This is a genomic window from Paraburkholderia caffeinilytica, from assembly GCF_051027425.1.
GTDB lineage: Bacteria > Pseudomonadota > Gammaproteobacteria > Burkholderiales > Burkholderiaceae > Paraburkholderia > Paraburkholderia caffeinilytica_A.
Window position 1 is genome coordinate 801,060 of the sequence record NZ_CP186552.1, and the last position, 23,731, is coordinate 824,790.

Below are 23,731 nucleotides of genomic sequence, written 5' to 3' on the forward strand. Positions count from 1 at the left end.
GACAGGCTTTGCGCCCAACACAACAGTGACAACAGTGCCACTGAACGCGCCCGCGAACCTTCCGCAGCGCGTTTGGCGGGAGCCACACAGGCGCAACAAGGTTCGAATTTCATGCGAGCTAACCATCCATTTCTGCGGTATTCAGAGTCCCTGCTGGTGCGCCAGCCGTTTCGCACGTTAAAGGGCTTCGCGGGCGGCTACATTGCGTATCCGATCGCCGAGAGCCGCGAAAAACGCAGCGTACGTCCGAAGATCGAAGAGTTGCGGCAGCACTACACGTTGCCGATGCCGCATCGCCGTCGCATTGCGCTCGAGCGGCTTGCCAGCATGCTCGAATTCGCCGGCGCCCAGGTGCCGTACTATCGTGACCTGTTCCAGGCAAAGCAGTTCGATCCGGCCAAGGTCAAGCAGGACCCGCGCTATCTGGAAGAGCTTCCGTATCTGACCAAGGACATCATTCGCGAGCAGGGCCCGCGCATGCTGTCGATCCCGCTCGAAGCAGGCCGCCATCACGTCTGCAAGACCGGCGGTTCGACAGGGCTGTCGACCACGATCTACTACGACCAGGAAGGTGCGGACTACTCGTCGGCCGTCACGTTCTACGCACGCGAGCGGATCGGCAAGCTGCGCCATCGTTCGGAACTTCACTTTGCCTGCCGTTTCCCGGATCAGGCGATTCCGGAATGGCCGTCGCGCGAAGACTTCAAATGCTTCGCGATGAATCGCAGCAACATTTTCTTCGACCGGATCGACGACCAGGGTCTCGAGGAAATGTGGCAAACGCTCAAGCGTCGCAAGCCTTATTTGGCGCACTCGCATCCGTCTACCATGTATGCGCTCGCGTGTTACGTGCAGCGCAAATACGGTGGCGGCAAAGCGTTCGCGGTGTTCGAGTCGAGCGGCGAATTGCTCGAGCCCCATGCGCGCGAAATGATCGCGAAGGCGTTGCGGTGCCGGGTGATCGATCGCTACGGTCTCGCGGAGCTTGGCGTGATGGCCTACGAACTCGACGGCCATGATGGCGGCTTCCAGATTCTCGAATCCGAAGGGTGGCCGGAAAGCCGTGTGTCGGAAGGCAATCCCGATGGCGCACATGAACTCGTGTTCACCGGTTTCCGCAACCGCCTGATGCCGCTGATCCGCTACGCAACGGGCGACCTTGCGCGTGTGCAGGAAACTGAAAAGGGTTTCTTCCTGACGGACGTTGTCGGACGGATTCACGACGTCGTGCCGATCAACGGCGTGGCGCACCCGACACACCATATTCAGGACATGCTCGACCATCGTGTCGGCGGAATTCAGGAGTTCCAGATCGATCTGCGGACCGAGCCGCCTACCTTGCGAATCGTGCTTGAACCGACTGCGAACGCAGAAGAAACGACCAACAAGCTACGCCACTTCTGGCAGGACGCTTTCACGATCGACTATGTCGGGCACGACGATCTGGTGCGCGTCGGCAGCCGCGCTAAATTCCGTCACGTGGTGACCGCATGATTGGCGTCCTGTTCCCGGATGCGTCGGCAGAAGCGGGTCAGTATGTGCTGGCGGCCGTTCAGCGCTCGGTCAGCGCGACCCAGACGCAATCGATCTCGCGAAGCAGGCTCCGCGAGATCGCACCGGATGTGCTCGTCGCCGTCGACGCGCCCGATGGCTGGAGCGCGGACCTGATCGCGTGGTTGCGCGCGCGGCCTCGCAAGCTCGTGGTGTTCGGCCACATGCCGGTAGCGCTCGCGGACTATCTGCGCTATCACACGACGGATTGGCCGGCCGGATTGGAGAGCGCGAGCCGCAGCGCGCCGGCGCCGTCGGGCGAAGCGCGCGAGAGCGCGGCGGTGGTGCAATACGGCGCGTTGGCACAGGCGTTGGGCGGTCAGTCCTGGCAGCGTCCATTCGAGCGTTTCGACTTCACCGACGAGTGGAACAACCTCGGCTATGGCGCGATTCGCGGCGACGGCTCGATCTGGTCGGTTGGGCAAGCAGTTCAGGTGCCCGCGGAAGCGGAACTCGCGGCGGTCTTCGTGGCGGGGGAGCGGCAGTTCTCGTACGCCGCGCTGTCCGACGCCGGCACGTCGAGCGTGCTGTGGTTTAACCGGGCAGTTGGCCCGTGCGACTCGTTCGAATGGCGCATGGTCGAGAATTTTCTGTCGGGCTACCGCGCGGACGCATTGCCGTGTCAGCCGGTGCTGAGCGAATTGCCGTGGGGTTACGACGCGGCGATCACGTCGCGGCTCGATTGCGATGAAGACGTCGAGTCGGCGCGTCCTTTGTGGCAAGCCTATCAGCGTCTGGGCGTGCCTTTTACATTGGCGGTTCACACACAAAACCTGGGTCGCGCGGAGCAGCACGGCATTCTGCGTGAACTGCTGGCCGACAGGCAACAGGGCGCGGTGCTGTCGCACACGGCGACCCATGCGCCGAACTGGGGTGGCAGCTATGACAATGCCCTCGCGGAGGGCGCTCATTCGGCGGCCTTGATCGAGTCGGTGACAGGCATCCCGGTGCGTTACGCGGTGTCGCCGTTCCATCAGTCGCCACCCTACGCGATGCGCGGCCTTGCCGATGCCGGTTATGACGGTTGCATCGGCGGGATCATTCGCAACGATCCGGAGTTCCTGACCGCGCGTGGCGGCGCGTTGGCCGGCTTGCCGGCAGGTTTTATCGGACATAGTCAGCAGTGCATGCTGCATGGCGAATGCATGCTCAACGAGGGCGACAAGCTAGCCATTTTCAAGCAGGCCTTCGACTACGCCTACGCCACCAATACGCTGTTCGGGTATCTGGACCATCCGTTCTCCGAGCGCTACGCGTACGGCTGGCCGGACGAGACATTGCGCATCGACGCGCATGAGAAATTCATTGCGTACATCAGAAGCAAGGCGCAAAACCCGCTCTTCATGCACGAGGAAGCGGCGCTCGATTTTCTGCGGTTCAGGTCGCTGACCCAGGTGATCGAAGAGGACGGTAGATTCCGCATCCTGACGCCGTCGAATGGTGTTTCACCTTTGACGCTTGGCGTCGAGTTTCGTGGTGCCCACGTGCAGGTCGAGGCAGGGAAATCATTCCAATGAAAGTCATGGTGGTGATGGGCACGCGGCCCGAGGTCATCAAGCTGGCGCCGGTTGTGCGCGCCTTGCGTGCCGAAGTCGATACCGTCGTTTGCGCGAGCGGTCAGCATAAGGACATGGCTGCACAAGCGCTTGCGTTCTTCGGCATCGAGCCGGACATTACGCTCGATACGATGAGCCCTGGGCAATCGCTGAATGCTTTGTCGTCGCGTCTGTTGTCTGCGCTCGATCGGGCGTTGGAGCAGGTGCGTCCGGATTGGGTGATCGTGCAAGGCGATACGACCACGGCGTTTTGCGCCGGTCTCGCCGCTTTTCATCGCGGGATTCCGGTTGGCCACGTCGAAGCCGGACTGCGCACCGGTGACCTCAAGAGTCCGTTTCCCGAAGAAGCGAATCGCAACCTGCTAAGCCGTATCACCGCACTGCACTTCGCGCCGACCGAGCTCGCGCGCCAGAGTCTGTTGAGCGAAGGTATTGCGGCGGAAAAAATCGTCGTCACCGGCAATACCGTGGTGGATGCGATTGCCGAAGTGCGCCGAAGCTGGGACGTCACGCCTCCGGCGAGTCCGCTGCCGGCATGGACGGGCGCGGAGCAGCAGCACATCCTTGTTACGTGTCATCGGCGCGAAAACTTCGGCGACGTGCTGCAGGACATTTGTCGCGTGTTGCGCGATCTGTGTCAGCGCTATAGCGATTACCGCTGGATCTTTCCGGTGCACCTGAATCCGGCCGTGCGCGAGCCGGTGCTGCGTGAGCTGAACGGCATTCCCAATCTTGCTCTGATCGAACCGGTCGACTATCCGACCAGTCTCTATCTGATCAGCGGCAGCGCGGTTGTTGTCAGCGATTCCGGCGGCATTCAGGAAGAAGCGCCGACTTTCGGCGTGCCGGTTGTCGTGATGCGCAATCACACGGAGCGGCGCGAAGGTATTGACGCGGGCTTTGCAACGCTGGCCGGTCAGGCGTCGGACAGTATCGAGCGCGCGGTAGTGGGCTGGCTCGACGATCCGGCGCGTCGGGCGGCGCTGCGTAATCGCGCGAACCCTTACGGCGACGGGCTGGCCTCGCAGCGTATTCTCGACAGTCTGCTGGGCCGGTCGGTCGAGGTGTTCGGTGGTTGAACGCAAGGACACGGCGTCTGCTGCGCGAGACTGCGTGCTGTTTTCCACCGCCGATTGGGACGAACCGTACTGGACGAACAAACAGCATACGGCGAGCATTCTGGCCGCGCGCGGCTGGCGGGTGCTTTACGTGGAGAGCGTCGGTTTCCGCTCGCCCAAAGTTGGCAGCGGACGCGACTGGGCCCGCTTGTGGCGCCGTCTGTGGCGTGGCGTGCAGTCGCTCGTGATCGGGCCGCCGCAGCGCGCCGAAAACGTCTGGGTGCTGTCGCCGCTGATGGTGCCGGCCGGGCACCACCTGCCGTTCGTGCGTGCGTTGAACCAGGCGTTGCTGCGTTTTTCCGTGACCCGTTTCGCGAAGTCGCGGCGCTTCACGGATCCCGTCGTCTGGACTTATCACCCGTACATGCTCGATGCCATTGCGACGCTGCCGCGCGGGCCGCTCGTGTATCACTGCGTCGACGATATCGCGACGATTCCCGGCGTGGACGTGGATGCGTTCAACAGTGCCCAGCACGCATTGCTTGAGCGTTGCGACGCAGTGTTCACGACCGCGAAATCGCTGCAGGAAACCTGTCTGCCGTATAACCCGAACACGCACTACTTCGGCAACGTGGTGGACGACGCGCACTTTGGGCAGGCCCTTCATCAAGCGCAGCCGGTGCCCGCGGAACTCGCGGCGATTCCGGAACCCCGGCTCGTCTATCACGGGGTGCTGTCCGACTTCAAGATCGACTTCCCGCTGCTTTTGCAGACCGCGCAAGCGCGGCCGGAGTGGCAATGGATCATCATCGGCGAAGAGCGCGAAGGGCAGCGCAGCGACCTGCTGGCGCAACTTGCGCGTTTGCCGAACGTGCATCTGTTCGGCTACCGCAGCTATCAAAGCTTGCCGGCGTACTTGCGCGGCATGCAGGTCGGCGTACTGCCGACCTTGCTGAACGAGTACACGCGCTCGATGTTTCCGATGAAATTCTACGAATACCTGGCCGCTGGTTTGCCGGTGGTGTCGACGCCGTTGGATTTTGCGAAAGAGCCGCGTGCGGAGCTCGAAGTGGGTGGTGACCCCGAAGCTTTTATTGCCGCGATCGAAAAACAGCTGGCGCGCGGCAAGCTGACCGCGGACGAGGCGCGGGCGGCGGTGGGCGACAATACGTGGGAGCGGCGGTTGGACAAGATGCTGGGCATCACGTTCAGCGGCCGTGGATCGGACAACGGCAACGTGCAACACCATCGCGGCGCGGAGGTGCGCACGTGAAGGTGGTTCATGTTTACCGCACCTACTTCCCCGATCCGCCAGGTGGCCTGCAGGAAGCGATCCGGCAGATCGCGCTGTCGACGCGTGCGTGCGGTGTCGAACCATGCATCCTGACTTTGTCGCCGACACCCAGTCCAACGGAAATCGACTATCCCGAGGGACGCGTCGTACGCGAGAAATCATGGGCGGCGCCGGCGTCGTGCGATCTGGGCGGTCCGGGTGCCTTGATGAAGTATCGACAGATGGTCGATTGGGCCGATGTCGTGCATTTCCACTTTCCCTGGCCGTTCGCCGATGTATTGCATCTGCTCGGCCGCACGAACAAACCGACGGTGATGACGTACCACTCGGATATCGTGCGGCAAAAGGCGCTCGGTGCCGTGTACGGACCGCTGATGCGGCGCACGCTGCGCAGCATGTCCGCCGTGGTGGCGACTTCGCCTGCCTATGCGCAGACCAGCGAGGCACTGAGCGAATGCGTGACGAAAGAGCGGCTGAAGACCATTCCGCTCGGCATCATCGATTACCGTGATGCGCCGCATCCCGTGGACGTACAACGCGACGTGGCGAACCGTCTCGGTCTTGCAGCAGACGAACCGTACTTTCTTGCCCTCGGCGTGTTGCGCTATTACAAAGGTCTGCACACATTGATTGAGGCCGCACGTCAGGTCGGTGCGAAAATCGTGATCGCGGGTTCCGGCCCGGAGCGGGAGCGTCTGGCGGCATTGGCCGGGCAGGTGGGGGCGACTAATGTCGTCTTTGCAGGACAGGTGACGCACGAAGAAAAGGTTGCTCTGCTCAAGGGGTGCCGTGCGATGGTGCTGCCGTCGCACTTGCGCTCTGAAGCGTTTGGCATGGTGTTGGTCGAGGCTGCGATGTTCGGCAAGCCAATGGTGTGCTGCGAAGTAGGATCCGGAACATCCTACGTCAATCAACATGGTGTGACGGGGTTTGTCGTCGCACCTGAACAATCAAAAGACCTGGCTGGCGCAATGAATGCGCTGCTGAGCGACGACGCGCTGGCGGCGGCTATGGGAAGCGCTGCACGCGAGCGATACGAAGCACTGTTTTCGGGCGCGGCGCTTGGCAAAGCATATAGTGCGCTATACCAGGAGGTCGCGTGACGCGACGAGGGGAAGGGTTAGCGAAATGCAATGGAAAACACTGGCTGTCGATCTGGACGGCACGCTGATTCGATCGGATATGCTGATCGAGACAGGTTTTGCCTATCTGAAGGCGAACCCGTTGCGCTTTTATCGTCCATTGATCTGGCTTGCACGGGGCGGCAAGGCGCACCTCAAGGCAAAGCTCGCTGCCGCTACGCACGTCGACGTCGCGACTTTGCCCTATGACGCGAAAGTCATCGAATGGCTCAAGCACGAACGTGCTGCCGGCCGCCCGCTTGTACTCGCGACGGCAAGCGATTCCCGCTATGCGGAGGCAATCTCCGGACATCTGGGTTTGTTCGACAAGACGCTCGCGACCGACGGCAAGGTCAATCTGTCGTCGGGCCGCAAGCGCGATGCGCTGGTACGCGAGTTCGGAAACAAGGGCTTTGATTACGCCGGCAATTCACACGACGATATCGCCGTCTGGGAAGCGGCCGAGCGCGCCTATGTCGTGAATCCTTCACGCGGCGTCGAGCGACGGGCACAGAAGATCGGCAACGTCGAGAGCGTGCTGGAGACGCGCAAGAATCCGCTGCGCGTGTGGGTCAAAGCGCTGCGCATGCATCAGTGGCTCAAGAACCTGCTGATCTTCATTCCGCTACTGGCTTCGCATCGGGTGTCGTCGTGGGAGCTCGACGTGCGCGGCGTGCTCGCGTTTGTGCTCTTCGGCCTGTGCGCGTCAAGCGTCTATCTGCTCAACGACCTGCTCGATCTTGACGACGACCGGCATCATCCGACCAAGCGGCGACGTCCGTTCGCATCGGGTTCGCTATCGATTGTATGGGGCATGGTGGCGTTTCCGGTTTTTGCGATCGCGGCCTTTGCGGGCGCGCTGATCTGGCTGCCGTGGCGGTTTGCTGCCGTCCTCGCCGGCTATTACGTGCTGACGATGGCGTATTCGTTCCTGCTCAAGCGCCGTGTGATTCTTGACGTCGTGGTGCTGGCGATGCTTTACACCGCTCGTATCATCGCCGGCACTGCGGCATTCGGAATGACGCTGACGTTCTGGTTGCTGGCTTTCTCGATGTTTCTGTTTTTGAGCCTGGCACTGGTCAAGCGCTACGCTGAATTGCATGCGACCCGAGCAGCAGGCGGCGCGAAAGCGCGCGGGCGCGGCTACGTGGCTGACGATCTGCCGATGCTCTCCTCGCTTGGCGCCGCCTCCGGCTATCTTGCGGTGCTGGTGCTGGCACTCTACATTCAGGATTCCCGGACCACGCATCTGTATAGCCATCCGCAGGTGATCTGGCTGGCGTGTCCGCTGCTGCTTTACTGGATCAGCCGTGCGTGGCTCATCACGCACCGTGGGTTGATGCATGACGACCCGGTGGTGTTTGCCGCTAAAGACCGTACCAGCCTGATGATCGTAGCGCTCATGGGGCTGGTGTTCTGGCTGGCGACATGACGAGTCCGCTCAAGTCCTGGGGACGCTACCCCAATCACCCGCAGGCTGCACATCCGGTGCAGTGGCGTGACCGCCTGCGCGAGATATGGACACACGTAGCGAGTTCCAACGGCACGACACTGGCGTACGGAAATGGCCGGAGCTACGGCGACAGTTGCCTTGCCGCCAGCGATCACGTGGTGCATATGCGGCACCTGGACCGGTTCATTGCCGCTGACTGGCAATCCGGTGTGGTGCGGGCAGAGGCCGGTGCTACGCTGGACGATGTCTTGCAAATCGCCGTGCCGCGAGGCTGGATGCTGCCAGTCACACCGGGCACGAAGTACGTGACGCTGGGCGGCGCGGTTGCCAATGACGTTCACGGCAAGAACCACCATGTGCGTGGCACGTTCGGCCGTCATGTTCGCCGCTTTGGCTTGCTGCGTTCGGAGCGCGAGCCGCTCGAATGCTCACCGGAAGAGAATGCGGAGCTGTTTGCCGCATCGATCGGTGGCCTTGGGCTGACCGGTGTGATTGCCTGGGTGGAAATCCAGTTGATGCCGATTCGTTCGAGCCGTGTGTCGGTGACGAGCATCCGTTTTGGCAACCTCGACGAATTTTTTGCCTTGTCGGAAGAGCTCGACAGCAAGCACGAGTACAGCGTGGCATGGATCGATTGCCTGAGCCGTGGGGCGTCGCTTGGACGTGGGATCTTCATGGTCGGGGATCACGCTGAGCATGGCGATCTGAATCTTCCGGTCAAGAAGAAGCGCGCCGTGCCGATCACGCCGCCGATTTCGCTCATCAACCCGCTGACGCTGCGCGCATTCAATGCGCTGTATTACAACCGTCAGCAGCAGAAAACGGTGCAAAGCGAAGTCGACTACGACAGCTACTTCTATCCGCTCGACAGTCTGCTCGAATGGCACCGGATATACGGCAAGCGTGGGTTTCAACAGTATCAGTGCGTGCTGCCTCAGGCTAATTCCCGCGACGGCATGCACGCGATTCTTGAGGCAATCGGGCAAAGCGGTACCGGCTCGTTTCTCGCCGTGCTCAAGCGCTGCGGCGATATGGTGTCGCCAGGCCTCCTGTCTTTCCCGATGGCGGGTGCGTCGCTCGCACTGGATTTTCCGCAGCATGATGAAAGCAATCGCCGCCTGTTCGAGCGACTCGATGCGATTGTCCGGGAAGCCGGTGGACGAATGTATCCGGCGAAGGACGCGCATATGACGGCGAGCGATTTCCAGCTCGCGTATCCGGCGTGGCGTCAGTTGGAAGCATTGCGCGATCCCGCGCTGATGTCACGTTTTTGGCAACGAACAACACAAACATGAAAAAAGTCCTGATAGTCGGTGCGACTTCCGCAATTGCCATCGCCTGCGCGCGCCGTTGGGCGTCCGAAGGCGCGACGCTGTTTCTCGTCGGGCGGCAGGCGGAGCGCCTGGAACAGATTGCGGCGGATCTCGTGGCGCGCGGCGCCAAGGCTGCGACTAGCCACGTGTTGGACATGAACGACTTCGATGCCCATCAGGCGATGCTCGATGCTTGCGTCGGCACGCTTGGCGGTATCGATGTCGCGCTGATTGCGCATGGCACATTGTCCGATCAGAAAGCCTGCGAGCAGGATGTGAAGGTCGCATTGCGCGAGCTGTCCACCAATGGGTTGTCGGTCATCGCGTTGCTGACGCCGCTGGCCAACATCATGGAAAGCGCGAAGAGCGGTGTGATCGCGGTGATCTCGTCGGTGGCAGGGGATCGGGGGCGGCCTTCGAACTACGTCTATGGAACCGCGAAAGCTGCGGTGTCCACTTTCTGCGAAGGCCTGCGCGCGAGGCTGTTCAAGTCGGGCGTGCATGTGCTGACCATCAAGCCGGGGTTCGTGGATACGCCGATGACGGCTGGTATGCCGTTGCCGGGGCCGCTCGTCGCTACGCCTGAGCGTGTCGCGAACGATATCGTCCGTGCGGTTGAGAAGAAGAAGGATTCGATTTATACGCCGTGGTTCTGGTCGGGGATCATGTTGATCATTCGGTCGGTGCCGGGGTTCCTGTTTAAGAGAGCGTCGTTATGAGGGGGCGTTTGGCGACGGTTGCCGCATGGATTCTTGGGTTCTGTGGCCTGTTCGTCGTTGTCAGCTGCGTTATCGGCGTGGTGGGAAACTATTCTCCCGTGCCGTACTGGGACCAGTGGGATGGCTCCCTGGGCGGTTACATACGCTTCGCAAACAATTGGTCTGTGCTGTGGGAGCAACACAACGAACACAGACTGCTTTTGCCGAGGCTGATTTTCTGGACAGATATCCGATGGTTCGGCGGGCGAAATGTCGTCGATCTCGTGGCGAATCTTGTCCTGCTTGGCGCTCTGGCAGCAACCGTTGGCCGGATCGCGTCGCGCGGCGCGCGCCTGACATGGACTGAAGGGGTTGCGCTTGCTGGCGTCATCGCAACGATGGCGTTCTCCTGGATACAGGACGAGAACCTGACGTGGGGATTCCAGAACCAGTGGTTCGGCGTCTATCTGTTCGCTATGTTGGCGTTCGACGCATTGGCGTGTAGCCGTGATGCGTCAGGACGAAGCGGCCAGTTTTTTCTGGCATTGCTATATGGCGCGTTAGCCGCGTGCTGGATGGCGAGTGGCCTGTTGGTGTTGCCAGTGCTGCTCGTCTTTTCGCTTTATCTCGGTTTGTCAAAGCAGCGCGTCGCGTTGACAGGACTCGCAACGGCTGTGGTATGGGCTGCATACTTCAGGCATTACGGGTCGCCACCAGAACACGGAAGCGTGCTGAACTCGGTACTCCATCAGCCGGTACAGATGGTCGAGTACATGCTGCTTTATCTCGGTGCTCCGGTTTGGGCCGCGACGGCACAGCTCTCGCTGGCATATCTGGTGGGCGCCATTGTCGTGGCCGCTACACTGGCTGGTTTGTGGCTCGGGCGCGGCCGTGAGGTTCGCGCGCCCGCCTTGCTTGCCTTCGCCGTTTTTGTATGCGGCTGCGCATTCATTACCGCCGGGGGGCGCTTGCCCTTTGGTATCGAATCCGCGTTTGCGCATCGCTACACCACGTCGTCGTTATTTGCATGGTTGTCGCTTCTGCTTTACTTCTGGGTCAACTCACGACGCCCGCAGGCTCGCGCAGTAAACGCAGGGCTATTTGCCTTGGCGCTTGCCACGGTTTTGTCGTATCAGGATGCGGCCTTCAGGCCTGACCAGGATCAGTTGTTCGCCCGAAAGCTGGCCGGACTCGCCGTGCGCGAGGACGTATACGACAGCGAATGGACGCATGCGGTGTATCCCGCGGTCGAGCAGCTTCGGATTACTGCACAAGCCGCGCAGGCTCGGGGCCTGTCTATCTTCAAGCAATGCTCGCAGGACTATCCGTGCGCGCCGGAACAAACCACCGCGAGTCGCACGTGTGAAGGCGCGATCGATCTGATCAAACCGACTGGCACACCGGGTCGATACATGGCCCGTGGCTGGATTTTCGATCGGGATGCGAAGGTGCAACCGACTGACGTTGTTATCGTCAATGCGCAAAACGACTTGCGCGGTTATGGGATTGTCGGCAGTCACCGGCCAGATGTCGAGGCGGTACTAAAGTTAAACGGTGACCGTGTTGGCTGGACCGGTTTTTTCCGTGCGGATGACAAAACCATCCGCGTCCTGGCGAAGCACGGAGATACCTACTGTGCATTGACCGAGACAGGCAAGGTGCCGGATCAAGTTGCCCAGTAGTGTGGGCGCCACTGTTCGGCCCGGACGGCGATGATGAATTTGAACTGCAGCCCCAAATCAGAAGGGGCGTTTCGCATAGCTTAAAATGTCGCGTTATCTGGCGCGAACGTGTGCTAGCCCGCGTGCGGCGCATTACCTAAACTCGAGTAATCTGAACGATAGACCAATGAACGATACGCGCATCATTCTCCCAGGCGGCGCCGGCCTCGTCGGCCAGAACCTAGTCGCTCGTCTCAAGCAGCGTGGGTATACGAACCTGGTCGTGCTCGACAAACATCGAGCCAATATCGAAGTCCTGCGCAGCGTGCATCCTGACATCACCGTCGAGTACGCGGATCTGGCTGAGCCGGGCGACTGGGCTCGTTATTTTGACGGCGCGGCTGTTGTCGTGATGCTGCAGGCCCAGATTGGCGGTCCGACGATCGAGCCATTCATTCGCAACAATTTGACGTCCACGACTCACGTGTTGGCGGCAATCAAGCAATTTAATATTCCGTACACGGTGCACATCAGTTCATCTGTCGTGGAATCCGTGGGCGACGATTTCTATACCGACACCAAGAAGCAGCAGGAAGAGATGGTGCTGGCGTCAGGCATTGAATGCGTGGTGCTGCGTCCGACACTCATGTTCGGCTGGTTCGACCGCAAACATCTTGGCTGGCTGTCGCGTTTCATGCAGCGCGTGCCGGTCTTTCCGATTCCCGGCAGTGGGCGTTACATGCGCCAACCGCTCTATGCAGGGGATTTCTGCAACGTGATTATCAGCTGCATCGAGTCGCGCATCAGCGGCAAGGTGTTCAACATCACGGGGCTGGAGCGCGTCGATTACATTGACATCATTCGTCAGATCAAGGCGGCTACGAATGCTCGCTGCGCAATCGTCCGTATTCCGTACGGACTGTTCTATGTGCTGTTGAAGATTTACGCGTTGTTCGATAAGAATCCGCCTTTCACGGCGGATCAGTTGAAAGCGTTGACTGCCGGCGATGAGTTCGAGGTGATCGACTGGGAGGGCATATTCCAGATCAAGGCCACGCCGTTTGCCAAGGCGATGCATGAAACCTTCAACGACCCTGTGTACAGCCAGATCGCGCTTGAATTTTGATGCAGGAAATAGTGATGACAGACGAAAAGATCGCGGTGTTGGGTGCAGGCCCCATGGGCCTCGGGGTCGCTTACCAGTTGGTTAAAGACGGGCGCAAACCCGTTATATTCGAAGCAGACGATCGCGTAGGCGGCATGGCCGCGTGCTTCGATTTCGGTGGGTTGTCGATCGAGCGCTATTACCACTTCCACGCGATCTCCGATCACGCGTTCTTCGAGGTGCTGCGTGAACTTGGTATCGAAGATCAACTGAAGTGGGTCGAGACCAAGATGGGCTACTACTACCAGGGGCATGTGCAGGCCTGGGGGAACCCGATCGCGCTGCTCAAGTTCAAGGGGCTGAGTCTGACGGCGAAGATTCGCTACGGTCTTCACGCGTTCCTGTCCACCAAGCGCAATGATTGGCATCCGCTCGATCACGTTGAAGCGTCCGGTTGGATTCGGCGCTGGATTGGTGAAGAGGCGTGGGAAGTATTGTGGCGCCGGCTGTTCGACTACAAGTTCTACGACTATGCGTACAACCTGTCGGCAGCGTGGATATGGAGTCGCATTCGCCGCATCGGCCGGTCGCGCTACGACCTGTTCCGCGAGAAGCTTGGCTATCTCGAGGGCGGCTCGGATACGTTGCTCGAAGGTATGCGCCGCTATATCGAAGCTAACGGTGGAGAATTCCGTTTGGGGTCGCCGGCGCAGAAAGTTGTGATCGAAGACGGCGCCGTCAAGGGCGTGCAGGTCAACGGTGAAGTGCTGCCCTTTGACAAGGTTATCAGCACGATTCCGTTGCCGTACGTCCCGCGCGTCATTCCGGATTTGCCCGCTGACATATCGGCCGCGTTCCAGAGCATGAAGAACGTGGCGGTGGTTTGTGTGATCGCCAAGCTGAAGAAGGCGGTAACGAAGAACTTCTGGCTGAACGTCAACGATCCGGATATGGATATTCCGGGTATCGTCGAGTACACAAACCTTCGCCCGCTCGGCGAGCACATTGTGTACGTCCCCTTTTACGTGCCAGGCGAGCATGCGAAATACCAGGAAGCGGACAGTGTTTTCATCGACAAGGTGAAACGCTATCTGATGAAAATCAATCCGGCTTTAACCAGCGATGATTTCATCGATGTGCGCGCGAGCCGCTACCGCTATGCACAGCCGATTTGCGAGCCGGGTTTCCTTGACCGGCTACCTCCGATCCAACTTCCGGTGAAGGGGCTGCTGGTGGCAGATACGTCTTATTACTATCCGGAAGATCGTGGCATTTCCGAAAGTATCGGTCTGGCGCGAAAGATGGCGAGGATGCTGTGACGATGCCTGCAGGGACAGTGAAGGAGCGACTGGTGTCGCCTCGTTTCCTCAAATTTCTTCTGGCCGGCGGGGTGGCGGCCGGGGTGAATTTCGGCAGCCGGATCGTCTTCAATAACTGGATGCCGTTTACGGCTGCGATCGTACTTGCGTATATCGCAGGCATGATCACCGCCTTCATTCTGACGAAGCTATTCGTCTTTACGGAGAGTGTTCACTCCACATCGCGATCCGCGATGTTTTTTACGTTGGTGAATCTCGTCGCCGTGTTGCAGACGTGGGTGGTGAGCGTGGTGCTGGCTTTTCATCTGTTGCCGTTGCTCGGAGTTGTCTGGCACAAGAAAGAAATTGCTCACCTCGTGGGGGTGATCGTGCCAGTGTTTACCAGCTATGTTGGTCACAAAAAGCTGTCGTTTCGATCGCACTAGGGCTGTATGAGATGCCCCCTGCAAGGCGATTGCCAAGTAGGGCGGCTAGAGTGTGATGTCCGGCGAGGCGGACATCGACGGACTGCTTTCATTTAAGGAAGCTTGCAGAAGCGGCCGTGCTGATAGACGTAAGCAGAGATCGGCCCTTGAGTGGCGTTGGCGAATCCTGTCCAGCCTGCGTCTGGTGAAGCGTTTTTGACCGCCTCGGAAACGTCCAATCTGCGCTGGCCCGATACGCCATATCCAATCGTTTTGCCTTCGGCGTCGGTCAGGACGATAAGCAAGGTCTCACGGTCGGCCGTCGTCGCCCAGCCCGTTGCGTGCATAACGCCCTTGTCTGTGGACGTTGCATCGAGATGTCCTAGGCAGAAGCTTTGATCCAGGCGGGCGGCGTCGAATTTCACGACTCCGGCGTCGCGAAGCCAGCCGCGTCCATACGGTCCGATTTCATAGTCGGCGGCGAAGTTTGCGGTCGTTACAAACCCATCGTGCATTGCAGCTGGATAGACCGTCGCGTCATACTCAGGATGGTCGAGACCGATTTTTTGACCTAGCACTGCAAGCTTCCATTTGAACAGGTAGGAATTGTCCTCGAAAGCCTGGGATTGATAGAGCGCGATAAACGTAAGCAGCGCAAGCGGGGCGACGGAGGCCAGGAGCCGCGCGCGGCGTGTGCTCACGACATCAAGAACAAGCAGCGCGAGTACGGCAAAGCTGATTACCACAGGTGTGGTGTAACGGCCCGCTACCGACGCCTCAAGTCCGAGCATCCAGCGACTGTTGGATGCGCCCATTGCGGAAGCAACAACAAGCCCGTACGAAGCGATAAGGAACGATCGGTACGGCGTGATCTGTGCCTTTGCAAACAGGCGCACGGTGACAATGGCTGCGATTGCAAGCGAAGCAATGCCGAACAGGGCGGATATCTTTAGCCCCCATGTTGCCAGGCCCGTGGGATTCGGCGGAATCATCGCTACGATGGTGTTCCATCCAAAAAACGTTGGATTCCCCATGAACGCCGCGAAGAATTTGAGCCGGATAAGCGAGGTATGTGCGGCCGCTGGATCGATCGGCAAAATGGGTTTGTTGTACCCATGGAAATAGATGAATGCACACACCGCACCGCCTGCCGCCACGATGAGAGATTCGCGGACGGGCCGACGCTGCAGAACGCCCTGGATCGCCATCACGCCGAAGGCAACGACGCCATTGCCCATGCTCAGCATGGATGCGACGCAGAACAGCATTGCAAGCGAGATTCGAAGCGGCCGGCTATCCAGGCGAGAGAATTGCGCAAAAGCCATCAGCGCGAACAGATAGACCGCGATGCACTGGCTCTGGAATCCCCACTTGATATTCTCGGCTTGGACCCAGAGCAGCAGGAACCCAACGATCAGACCGCCGATAAACAGGGGAGGGTGTAGTTCTTTGTGTCCGGATCGGTATTCACGCCATAGCACAAGAGCCACCGCGGCGAGCAGAACGTAGTTCGCGATGATTGTGAAAACATTACGTCCACCAAACAGGACGATGTCCAGCCAGAAGAGCACGCGCGAAAATACAATTCGGTGCTCCATGTGCTGAGACCAGAAAGCGGAGTAGTTGCCTTCAACGACGTCCTTGTAAAAGCCTAGTTCTCCGTCCCATTGATCCCAATAAGGGATGGGTGAGAAAAAGTGATGTCCGCCATAGATGGATGTGGCAATAATCAGGGCGGCAAGGAGCGAGGCCCAAATAGAGAGGGTGCGCGACAACTTATTCTCCGGAAATGGTCGCGGGAGTATGCCATATCGGAGCCATCGCGCGACCTAAGCGCTCGGATCGGGGCGCTTCAGGCGCTGTTACGAGAAAACGGTGCTGTCCGGGTTGTCGGAACGGTCGGCGAACGTCAAGTCTTGCGGTGACGCGCAGCAGAGCGGTATCGCCCCACGGGTACGTGCAATTGCGTGCCGGCATCCCGGCATGACCGGGATATCGAATTCGTTTGAATATCGAACCTATGTCGCTTCTGTAATCGCGGACCGCAATGCTCGCCTGGTTTTCCAGAATGGGCGGTCAGGAGCATCGTCGACGGTCTCTGTTTCCATCAAACGCCAGCTTTCCACGATATGGGATTTGTCGTCGGATGGCTGGAGCGAAACAAAGAACTCCATATCATTTCGATCAGTATCGAAGAAATTAGCGCAGGCGAAGTCGATAAGCTCGAGTTCGGCCATTTCACGGAACAACTGCGCAAACGAGTGGGGCGAAAAAACCCAGCAGTGCACGTCGTGATAGGCGCCGTTTTCTAAACAGTCTCGTGCCACGCCCAATGCTGTGTCGATGTCGTGGTGCCGCTCGATTAAGTGAGGGTCGAGTGGTCCTCTCCAGGCGGCAAAGCAGTCAACCTTCGCGACGTTGACGCAATAGTCGATTAGAAGCTGCGGTTGAGGAATTCGTGCACGTATAAGATTGCAATATAGGACCGAAGCTATACGTGTTTCTTCGCGGAAATAGTCAAACGTAAATCGTTTGTCGGGCACGACTAATCGCACTTCACCGTTGGGCTTCAGGATGGAGCGAAGTTCTGTCAGCCACGCAACGAGATCGGGTACATGCTCGACAACGTGGGATGCGACCACGTAGTCAACCCGTCTCGTACCCAAAGCCTGCTGGAGGGTGTTTGAGCCCCAAACAGCGTCGACTTCGACGATTGCGTTCACGTCTACGCTGGGGTCGTCTTTGTATTTAGTACGCAGCGTTTCTGTATCTGCGTGATCGACGTAGATTACGGGCCCGTCGTCTTTCAGAAGAAGTGGCCGGCATAACGCTCCGATCTCTAGTCCAAGACTGTCTTTCTGGACCAAGCCGGCAAGTAACTTTTCCTTCCGGGTGCGGGGGCAACGGTCTGCTGAAATCATGGCTCTCCTGCTTTGGGCATTCTTCCAGATTCTTACCGAGAGCCAATCATAACCGAAAGAATCCATGTTGCACTGCACGAAAGCAGCGTTCGACCATTCACCTTTCCGCGGGAGGGTCGAGTTCCTTATCCAGCCAACGGAGTGAACGGAACGCAGTTCTCTCTGGTGTCGCGCATATGGCGGCCGGCTTTTATGAAGGTGCCGCAATGAGTGCGGCCGGTCTGTGAACGTGATTTTTGCGATCAGTTGCCGAGAAAATACTAGCGCCAGATCGCGCGGACGAAGGCTATTCACCGTTTCGGCAGGAAGGTTCCGCCACACGAAGTTCCGGTCGGTTGACGCTCCCAGAGGGTAAAAAGAGGCGCTCACGCAATACGTAACATCCGATTACAATGCGGAAGATTTATTAACATCAACCACACCAACTTGAGAGAGCGCGGAGACTTAGCCCGTGGACAGAACCAAAGAAAATTTTGAACGGGACGGCTTTGCCATCCTGCCGGGATTCTATTCTGCCGAGGAGATTGACAGCGTTGTCGGGTCGATTGCCCAGCGCAAGCTGGAGCGTCCGTTAGACGTAACGGTCGATCTACTGGACACAGGTGAGCGCACCTTGCTCGGCCTGCTTTCTGCGCAGGAAATTGCAACGCGGCGCATGAAGATTAACGACCTGTATCTCGACATGCCTGGCGTGCGGAATCTGGCGTTGTCCGACCGGCTTGCTCCGATACTTCAGGAATTGCTTGGTCAGGATCCGGCGCTGTGCAATAGCCTCTACTTCGAAAAAGGTAGTCAGCAGCCGCCGCACGTTGATTCGATTTACATGACTCCTGTTACACCGAACCATTTGATCGCGACATGGGTTGCCCTTGAGGACGCTCATGCCGATGCTGGTCAGCTCGAGTACTTCCCAGGTAGCCACAAGGTCGAGCAGATGATTTTCAGCAATGGTACGCGTCACTTCGTACCGGATGAAATGCCTCAGTGGCACAAGTACATGGATGCGGAAGTCGAGAAGGCCGGCTTTAGCAAAGTGACCTTTGCGGCCAAGAAGGGTGATGTGTTTGTCTGGCATGCCAATCTATTGCACGGCGGCGGGCCTATCGCTGATATGCAGCGAACGCGCAAGTCGCTAGTTTTCCATTACTACTCGCGGCCCGATGCGCTGAATCTGGACATGAAGCTGGAGCCGATGCTTTGCTCCTCGTGGATTAACCGACCGATCCAGGCTGTTCCCGAAGAAACTTTTGCGCGGGCGCAGTTTGAACAAGCCTATCTGGAGAAATATCCAGATGTCGCCGAAGCCGTTCGTGAAGGCAGATTCGTCTCTGGAATTCACCACTACGACATGTATGGCAAGGCGGAAGGCCGTACCGTTTAATGCATTGCCGGGGCGGAATGGACTAAGGACTATCCGGATGCGCCGTGCTCAAACGTGAGCATCGCGCCCCGGATATCCAGGAATGCTGTTTCAGGGGTTTGAGCTACACGAAGAATTTCAGGTCGAATTAAATCGACATGCAGATGAATGTTGGCCCTTTACGAGAGACAACATGCAGAAGATTCGCGATGAAGTTGCCACCCTTGATCCTCGAGAGGCGCGTCGACAGCGGTTTCTGCGCGGACTCAGCATCCAGGACAGTATTGGTATTGAAATAGGTGCACTGTGCTGGCCAATCGTTCGCCGCGAAGACGGTGCGAACGTCGTTTACGTAGACCATACGGACACGGTGGGACTGCGCCAGAAATACAAAGACGACCCTCACGTCAAGCTTCAGGAGATTGTCGATGTCGACGCCATTTGGGGGAGAAATTCTCTTCATGAAGCTGTCGGCGGTAAATATTTCGACTACGTTGTGGCCTCACATGTCGTAGAACATGTCCCCGATCTGGTTACCTGGTTGAGAGAATTGGCGGCGGTGCTGAGGCCTACTGGCGAGATTCGCCTCGTCGTCCCCGATCGGCGCTTCACATTCGATTATTTCCGCAAGGAAACGAAGCTGCAAGAAGTCCTCGCGAGCTACGTTACTCGCGCACGGGTCCCGCAGCCTTATTCATTGATCGACTACTGCCTGAGCGCCGCGGATATCAATACCGCGGACGCATGGCGCGGGCGAATCGATGCCCAGACCGTTAAGCGACAACATACGTCGGAAGGCGGCATTTGGCTCGCACGCGACGCTTTCGAAAATGGGACATACCATGACGTCCATTGCTGGGCTTTCATACCGAGGTCATTTGCCCGCCTGATGAGCGATCTGTGCGAACTGGGCCTACTCGATCTTGCGTGTGAAGATTTCCATGACACGGCCCGGAACGACATCGAATTTTTCGTCACGTTGAGACGTTCACACGACAAGAACCATATTGCGAAAAGTTGGCTGCGCATGGAGCGCGCGGCTAGCAATGCGACACCCGGGGTTCCATTTTGGCGTCTGCGCCGTAAGCTTGAAGAGCTGCTGGCTAGATCGGCGAACAACGGACCAACGCCTCGCCCATCCGGGCAGAGCAGTGAGTTGGATCCTCTGGAGCCACTCGAATTTCCGCCTGATTTTGATCCTGAACAGTATCTCCGCGCCAATCCCGATGTCCGCGAGTCGGGTGCGGACCCAACGCTTCATTACAGGCACCATGGGTGGCGCGAGGGCCGTCCAATCCGCGCTCTTTAGTGAAACGCCCATCCGGGCTTTTGGCGCGTCGAGTCAATTCACTCGTTTGACATCGACCATGAACCTTGCGAACGGCCTATAGGCATCTCTCTGTGTCCATGCAGGCAGCCAACCGACCGACACGCAACTGTTGGCGATTGTTTCGATTCAGCGCGAGATAAAAAACACATCCTGATGGTTGTCCCATCCGCCAGAACGATACTCGAGAATGATCAAGTCATTCTCGTCGCAAACGTCATTCACCCAGTTATGGGGGATTAGGGATATCCCATAGCTGTCGCCGATGTAGTCGACCGTCTTGGCCTCAAGCGAATGGTCAGCCATGTAGTTGACGAAACCGAACTGACCTGCGTCGTAGCTATCTAGCAAATGGGTACGCGCGGCGTCTCCGACCTGGTAGCAATCCACCGTTTCCAGAATCTCGCGTGAGCGTGCACCGTGCGTCGTGACTACGGCAATCCCGCCGGGTTTTAGCTTTCTGAAAAAGTGCTTAATCACTGTCCGCGCATTCCGTCCAGACAGGTGAGTGATCAGCGACCCAAGCGCGGCAGCGTCAAAAAACGTTTCAGGAACATTCTGGAATTCGTAGACGGGATCGACGATGTAGTAGCCGTTGACGCCAAATGTCTCTACACAGAAATCAACGGCTGGCACCATGATGTCAGCCACGTGTATCCGTTTGGGGTCGAAGCGGGAGGCGAGGTGGCGTGTCACCCGGCCATAGCCACATGGCAGTTCGAGAACGGTTGGCGAATCGATTTGTGCCAATTCGACCGCGTGGGAAACGCAGTCTGCCATCTGAGTGCCGACCGACGTGTAATGTTCGTTGGAGCCATGAAACATGTCGTCGTCTGGGTGGATCGGTGCTGACTGCATGGTACCTCTTGTCAATCGTAGTTACGGGCCGCTGAAGGGGAGCTTGTCGTACGGACTGAACAGGTACATCTGTAGCAAAGCGACCACCGAAACGGCTTGATTGTGGGCACTTGTCTTTGAAACAGCCATGCCATGCAGTCGGCAAAGGCATTGTCTTGTGGTACTGCTTATGAAGCTCGACGCAACAACCGCTCAGTCCTGATAAACCGGTTGCCCGGTATGCGGATGCGGTCGAGTCGCATAAAAATCGAAAAAATGCTGCTGCCACAGAGCGCAAACGGTATCCATCTGATCGACCAGTCCCGATCCGAAAACACCAGAGGCGTCTGCTTCGCCAATTTTCTCCTGCATGCGGTCGAACAGTAATTTTTCAAAATCGTTGATGCAGTAGTCACGTATCTCCTCCGTGCTGAACGGGTACGCTGACCGGGACAGTTCAGGATGCAGTGAAATATACGTGCTGAACAGTCGCTCGACGATGAAAGGCAAGAATGGTGCTGGATCCGTGTGCTTCGTGTCCACCATAACGGCGCGCGCGGATTCATGGGAAGGGTTGGCTTCGAGAAAGTTGGCAATCGGAAGCAATGTGCCACCGACATATTCGTCCCAGAACTGCCGTGAACCCACCCAGAAATTGCAGTAGGCCAGCGACGCCGGCCCGTGCCGTGGGGTGTCCGCGATTGCCCAGTCAAGCCCGCTAGCATCCAGCAGCGTTTGCGTCGCGGCGATCAAGCCGGGGTGTGCCTGCTCGCCTTGCATCCATACATTGTAGGACCAGTAAGCGAGTTGCGGAAAGGGGTTGATGAAGCAGACATCCGAATCGGCGTGACTCTGCACAAACTCGAGAAATTTGGCGCCGGATATCTTTGATTTCAGCGTGAATTTCGGCGAAAAGAGTCCCGTGTAATCGTGCTGAAGATGGTCGCCGTTTCGATACATATCGATGAGGATCTTGAACTCGCGCCACTCGGGGCGCGAATTGTCCGCGCGTACGAGCGGCAGGAACTCCGCGCATGTCAGCGTCTGGTCCGCAGCGTAGATCGGCTCGAATATCGCAACGGTCTTGCTCATACGTGACCTGCACGCTCAAGGCAGTAGCGGTTCAGGTCCGCGCGCCACTTCAGGTAGGTAAATGATGCATTCGGCACAGTGAAGCTGGGGTAGTGCGTCTCGATCGGCACCCCGAGAAGGTGCTGCAGCACTACGCTGATCGGGCCGCCATGTGCGACAGCAATCATCAGGCCGGGTTGGTGAACCTTGGGTTGCACCTCGGAATCGACCCAGCCTTGTACTCGCTCGGCCATTTGCAGATGCGATTCACCTTGCTCGTACTGGTTTCGAATGTTCTTGTTGAAGTCCGGAAAGGCTTGATTGAAATCCGCCTCGAGCCATGATCCGTATATGCCCGGATGAGTCTCTGCGAGCCGTGCGTCGAACGTCATCGGCGTCGACTCGCCGAAAAGCAGTTCGGCAGTTTGACGTGCGCGTGCCCATGGACTGCAATAAATCTGCGACGGCTGGAAGGCAAACTTTTCGAGCGTAGCGGCGAGGTTGACCGATTGAGTCTTGCCAAGTTCGGTTAGCCCGTCCTTGTCCGTCGAAATCAGTAATCCTTTGGCGTTGGCAACCGATTGGCCGTGCCTGATCAATAAGAGATCCATGTCGGTGTGTCCCGTTTAAACCGGATTCTCGCCGGTCATGAGTTCGAGGAAGACCTTCGCCGGTCCAGCGAGGCCGAACCGTTCATGAGTGTCGGCGTAAGCCTTGAGCCGCAACGAAGTGCGCAGTTGCTGATCCTGGTACAACTCTTCCATCGCGCTGGCCCACTCTTCGGCCGTGTTATTTACCAGAATACCGGTATCGCCATGCGAGACCGCCTCCTCGTAGACCGGCGATCGCGAATAGATGCCGGGGATACCGAGGCTGCCATAGTCGATGTATTTGATACATGATTTACAGCTGTTGAAGAACAGCGCATCGGGATCCTCGCGCCCGCCTAGCGGCACGATCGAGAACATATAGCCCGCATCCCGGATGGCGGCCTTGTACGCCGAGTTCTCCAGAAAACCCTTTGAAACCAGCCGGGGAATTCGCGACATCTCGGGGAACCCGTCGCCCCAGAATTCAAAGGCAACATCGGGATGCCGCTGCAAGAAATCGACGATGACCCTAAAGAACTCCTTCCTGAACTGGACGAGCTTGATGCCATCCGTGTTCGAGAACAGAATCTTCGGCGGGTTCGCTTCATGCCAGCTCGATGGATCAGACGGAAGCGCTTGATGATCGAAGCCGTTGGGGATGACGACGACCGACGGCCTGATCCGTCGCAACTTGTTTCGCAGGGTTTCATTCGAGACCGTGGCAATCGACGCCTGCCGGATAAGCCAGGTAATGTTTGCCAACAGGTCGTCGTTCAAATCGGTGACGCTGTACATCGGCAAGTCGATGATCCAGTCGTCCATATCATAGATGGTGCGCAGGCCGAGGTCATTCGCCATACGCATCACGTCGGTGGCGCGGTTCGAACTATGCTTGTTGAACAGCACGGCATCGAAACGCCGCAACTGCCCGACGGTCACGTCGCTTTCGACGATCTCTTCCCACTCGAGCATCCCGTTGTTGGCCATATAGCTTAGAAGCGGGCCGAAGCGGGCAGCGATCGACCGTGACATCAACCTGTCATGCGAGAGCGAGATTCGCTGAACAACTAATAAACGCGGAATCTTCGACAT

The 23,731-nt window shown here is 58.3% G+C and carries 20 protein-coding genes; 14 read left to right on the forward strand and 6 right to left on the reverse strand.

Annotation, left to right across the window (positions count from 1 at the left end; all coding sequences use genetic code 11):
* Window positions 1-111 precede the first annotated feature (111 nt).
* From ACOSV0_RS03510 to ACOSV0_RS03565, 12 genes are all read left to right on the forward strand, one after another.
* A complete protein-coding gene (locus ACOSV0_RS03510) occupies window positions 112-1,494 on the forward strand; it encodes a phenylacetate--CoA ligase family protein (RefSeq protein ID WP_434108758.1) in 1,383 nt (460 codons plus the stop codon).
* Window positions 1,491-3,068: a polysaccharide deacetylase gene (locus ACOSV0_RS03515; RefSeq protein WP_434108760.1), complete on the forward strand. Its 1,578-nt coding sequence runs from the start codon at window positions 1,491-1,493 to the stop codon at window positions 3,066-3,068. Before ACOSV0_RS03510 ends, ACOSV0_RS03515 begins: the two co-directional genes overlap by 4 nt.
* Window positions 3,065-4,186, forward strand: coding sequence for a non-hydrolyzing UDP-N-acetylglucosamine 2-epimerase (wecB, locus tag ACOSV0_RS03520; RefSeq protein ID WP_434108761.1), 1,122 nt, complete (start codon window positions 3,065-3,067; stop codon window positions 4,184-4,186). Before ACOSV0_RS03515 ends, wecB begins: the two co-directional genes overlap by 4 nt.
* Window positions 4,179-5,438: a glycosyltransferase gene (locus tag ACOSV0_RS03525; protein WP_434108762.1), complete on the forward strand. Its 1,260-nt coding sequence runs from the start codon at window positions 4,179-4,181 to the stop codon at window positions 5,436-5,438. The genes wecB and ACOSV0_RS03525 overlap by 8 nt, the downstream gene beginning before the upstream one ends.
* Window positions 5,435-6,562 (forward strand): glycosyltransferase, encoded by a 1,128-nt coding sequence (locus tag ACOSV0_RS03530; RefSeq protein ID WP_434108764.1) that lies wholly within the window; start codon window positions 5,435-5,437, stop codon window positions 6,560-6,562. Before ACOSV0_RS03525 ends, ACOSV0_RS03530 begins: the two co-directional genes overlap by 4 nt.
* Before the next feature lie 25 nt (window positions 6,563-6,587).
* Entirely contained in the window at window positions 6,588-8,012 is a 1,425-nt protein-coding gene (locus ACOSV0_RS03535) for a UbiA family prenyltransferase (RefSeq protein WP_434108765.1), read from the forward strand.
* Window positions 8,009-9,328 (forward strand): FAD-binding oxidoreductase, encoded by a 1,320-nt coding sequence (locus ACOSV0_RS03540; protein WP_434108767.1) that lies wholly within the window; start codon window positions 8,009-8,011, stop codon window positions 9,326-9,328. The genes ACOSV0_RS03535 and ACOSV0_RS03540 overlap by 4 nt, the downstream gene beginning before the upstream one ends.
* Window positions 9,325-10,065: an SDR family oxidoreductase gene (locus ACOSV0_RS03545; RefSeq protein WP_434108768.1), complete on the forward strand. Its 741-nt coding sequence runs from the start codon at window positions 9,325-9,327 to the stop codon at window positions 10,063-10,065. The genes ACOSV0_RS03540 and ACOSV0_RS03545 overlap by 4 nt, the downstream gene beginning before the upstream one ends.
* A gap of 8 nt (window positions 10,066-10,073) precedes the next feature.
* The gene (locus ACOSV0_RS03550) at window positions 10,074-11,726 is read left to right on the forward strand and encodes a hypothetical protein (protein WP_434108770.1); all 1,653 of its coding nucleotides are present in this window, start codon (window positions 10,074-10,076) and stop codon (window positions 11,724-11,726) included.
* Window positions 11,727-11,892: 166 nt separating this feature from the next.
* Window positions 11,893-12,831, forward strand: coding sequence for an NAD-dependent epimerase/dehydratase family protein (locus ACOSV0_RS03555; protein WP_434108771.1), 939 nt, complete (start codon window positions 11,893-11,895; stop codon window positions 12,829-12,831).
* 14 nt (window positions 12,832-12,845) lie between these two features.
* Window positions 12,846-14,129, forward strand: coding sequence for an NAD(P)/FAD-dependent oxidoreductase (locus ACOSV0_RS03560; protein ID WP_434108772.1), 1,284 nt, complete (start codon window positions 12,846-12,848; stop codon window positions 14,127-14,129).
* A gap of 2 nt (window positions 14,130-14,131) precedes the next feature.
* Complete coding sequence (locus ACOSV0_RS03565; RefSeq protein ID WP_434110152.1) at window positions 14,132-14,554, forward strand: GtrA family protein; 423 nt, start codon at window positions 14,132-14,134, stop codon at window positions 14,552-14,554.
* Window positions 14,555-14,646: 92 nt separating this feature from the next.
* On the opposite strand, the gene ACOSV0_RS03570 is transcribed toward ACOSV0_RS03565, so the two are convergent.
* Complete coding sequence (locus tag ACOSV0_RS03570) at window positions 14,647-16,308, reverse strand: hypothetical protein (protein WP_434108774.1); 1,662 nt, start codon at window positions 16,306-16,308, stop codon at window positions 14,647-14,649.
* Between the two features lie 243 nt (window positions 16,309-16,551).
* Window positions 16,552-17,454 carry a methyltransferase domain-containing protein gene (locus tag ACOSV0_RS03575; protein WP_434108776.1) on the reverse strand — a complete coding sequence of 301 codons (903 nt, stop codon included), beginning with the start codon at window positions 17,452-17,454 and terminating at the stop codon, window positions 16,552-16,554.
* A gap of 451 nt (window positions 17,455-17,905) precedes the next feature.
* Between ACOSV0_RS03575 and ACOSV0_RS03580 the strand changes: the two genes are divergently transcribed.
* Both ACOSV0_RS03580 and ACOSV0_RS03585 read left to right on the forward strand, forming a co-directional pair.
* Window positions 17,906-18,835: a phytanoyl-CoA dioxygenase family protein gene (locus ACOSV0_RS03580; protein WP_434108777.1), complete on the forward strand. Its 930-nt coding sequence runs from the start codon at window positions 17,906-17,908 to the stop codon at window positions 18,833-18,835.
* A gap of 172 nt (window positions 18,836-19,007) precedes the next feature.
* Complete coding sequence (locus ACOSV0_RS03585; RefSeq protein ID WP_434108778.1) at window positions 19,008-20,123, forward strand: class I SAM-dependent methyltransferase; 1,116 nt, start codon at window positions 19,008-19,010, stop codon at window positions 20,121-20,123.
* Between the two features lie 147 nt (window positions 20,124-20,270).
* Here ACOSV0_RS03585 and ACOSV0_RS03590 read toward each other — a convergent pair whose 3' ends face one another.
* The 4 genes from ACOSV0_RS03590 to ACOSV0_RS03605 form a co-directional block, all read right to left on the reverse strand.
* Window positions 20,271-20,999 carry a class I SAM-dependent methyltransferase gene (locus ACOSV0_RS03590; RefSeq protein ID WP_434108780.1) on the reverse strand — a complete coding sequence of 243 codons (729 nt, stop codon included), beginning with the start codon at window positions 20,997-20,999 and terminating at the stop codon, window positions 20,271-20,273.
* 192 nt (window positions 21,000-21,191) lie between these two features.
* Window positions 21,192-22,070, reverse strand: coding sequence for a hypothetical protein (locus ACOSV0_RS03595; protein WP_434108781.1), 879 nt, complete (start codon window positions 22,068-22,070; stop codon window positions 21,192-21,194).
* Window positions 22,067-22,660 carry a histidine phosphatase family protein gene (locus ACOSV0_RS03600; RefSeq protein ID WP_434108782.1) on the reverse strand — a complete coding sequence of 198 codons (594 nt, stop codon included), beginning with the start codon at window positions 22,658-22,660 and terminating at the stop codon, window positions 22,067-22,069. The genes ACOSV0_RS03595 and ACOSV0_RS03600 overlap by 4 nt, the downstream gene beginning before the upstream one ends.
* A gap of 15 nt (window positions 22,661-22,675) precedes the next feature.
* On the reverse strand, window positions 22,676-23,731 hold the full coding sequence (locus ACOSV0_RS03605; RefSeq protein WP_434108784.1) for a glycosyltransferase family 1 protein: 1,056 nt from the start codon (window positions 23,729-23,731) through the stop codon (window positions 22,676-22,678).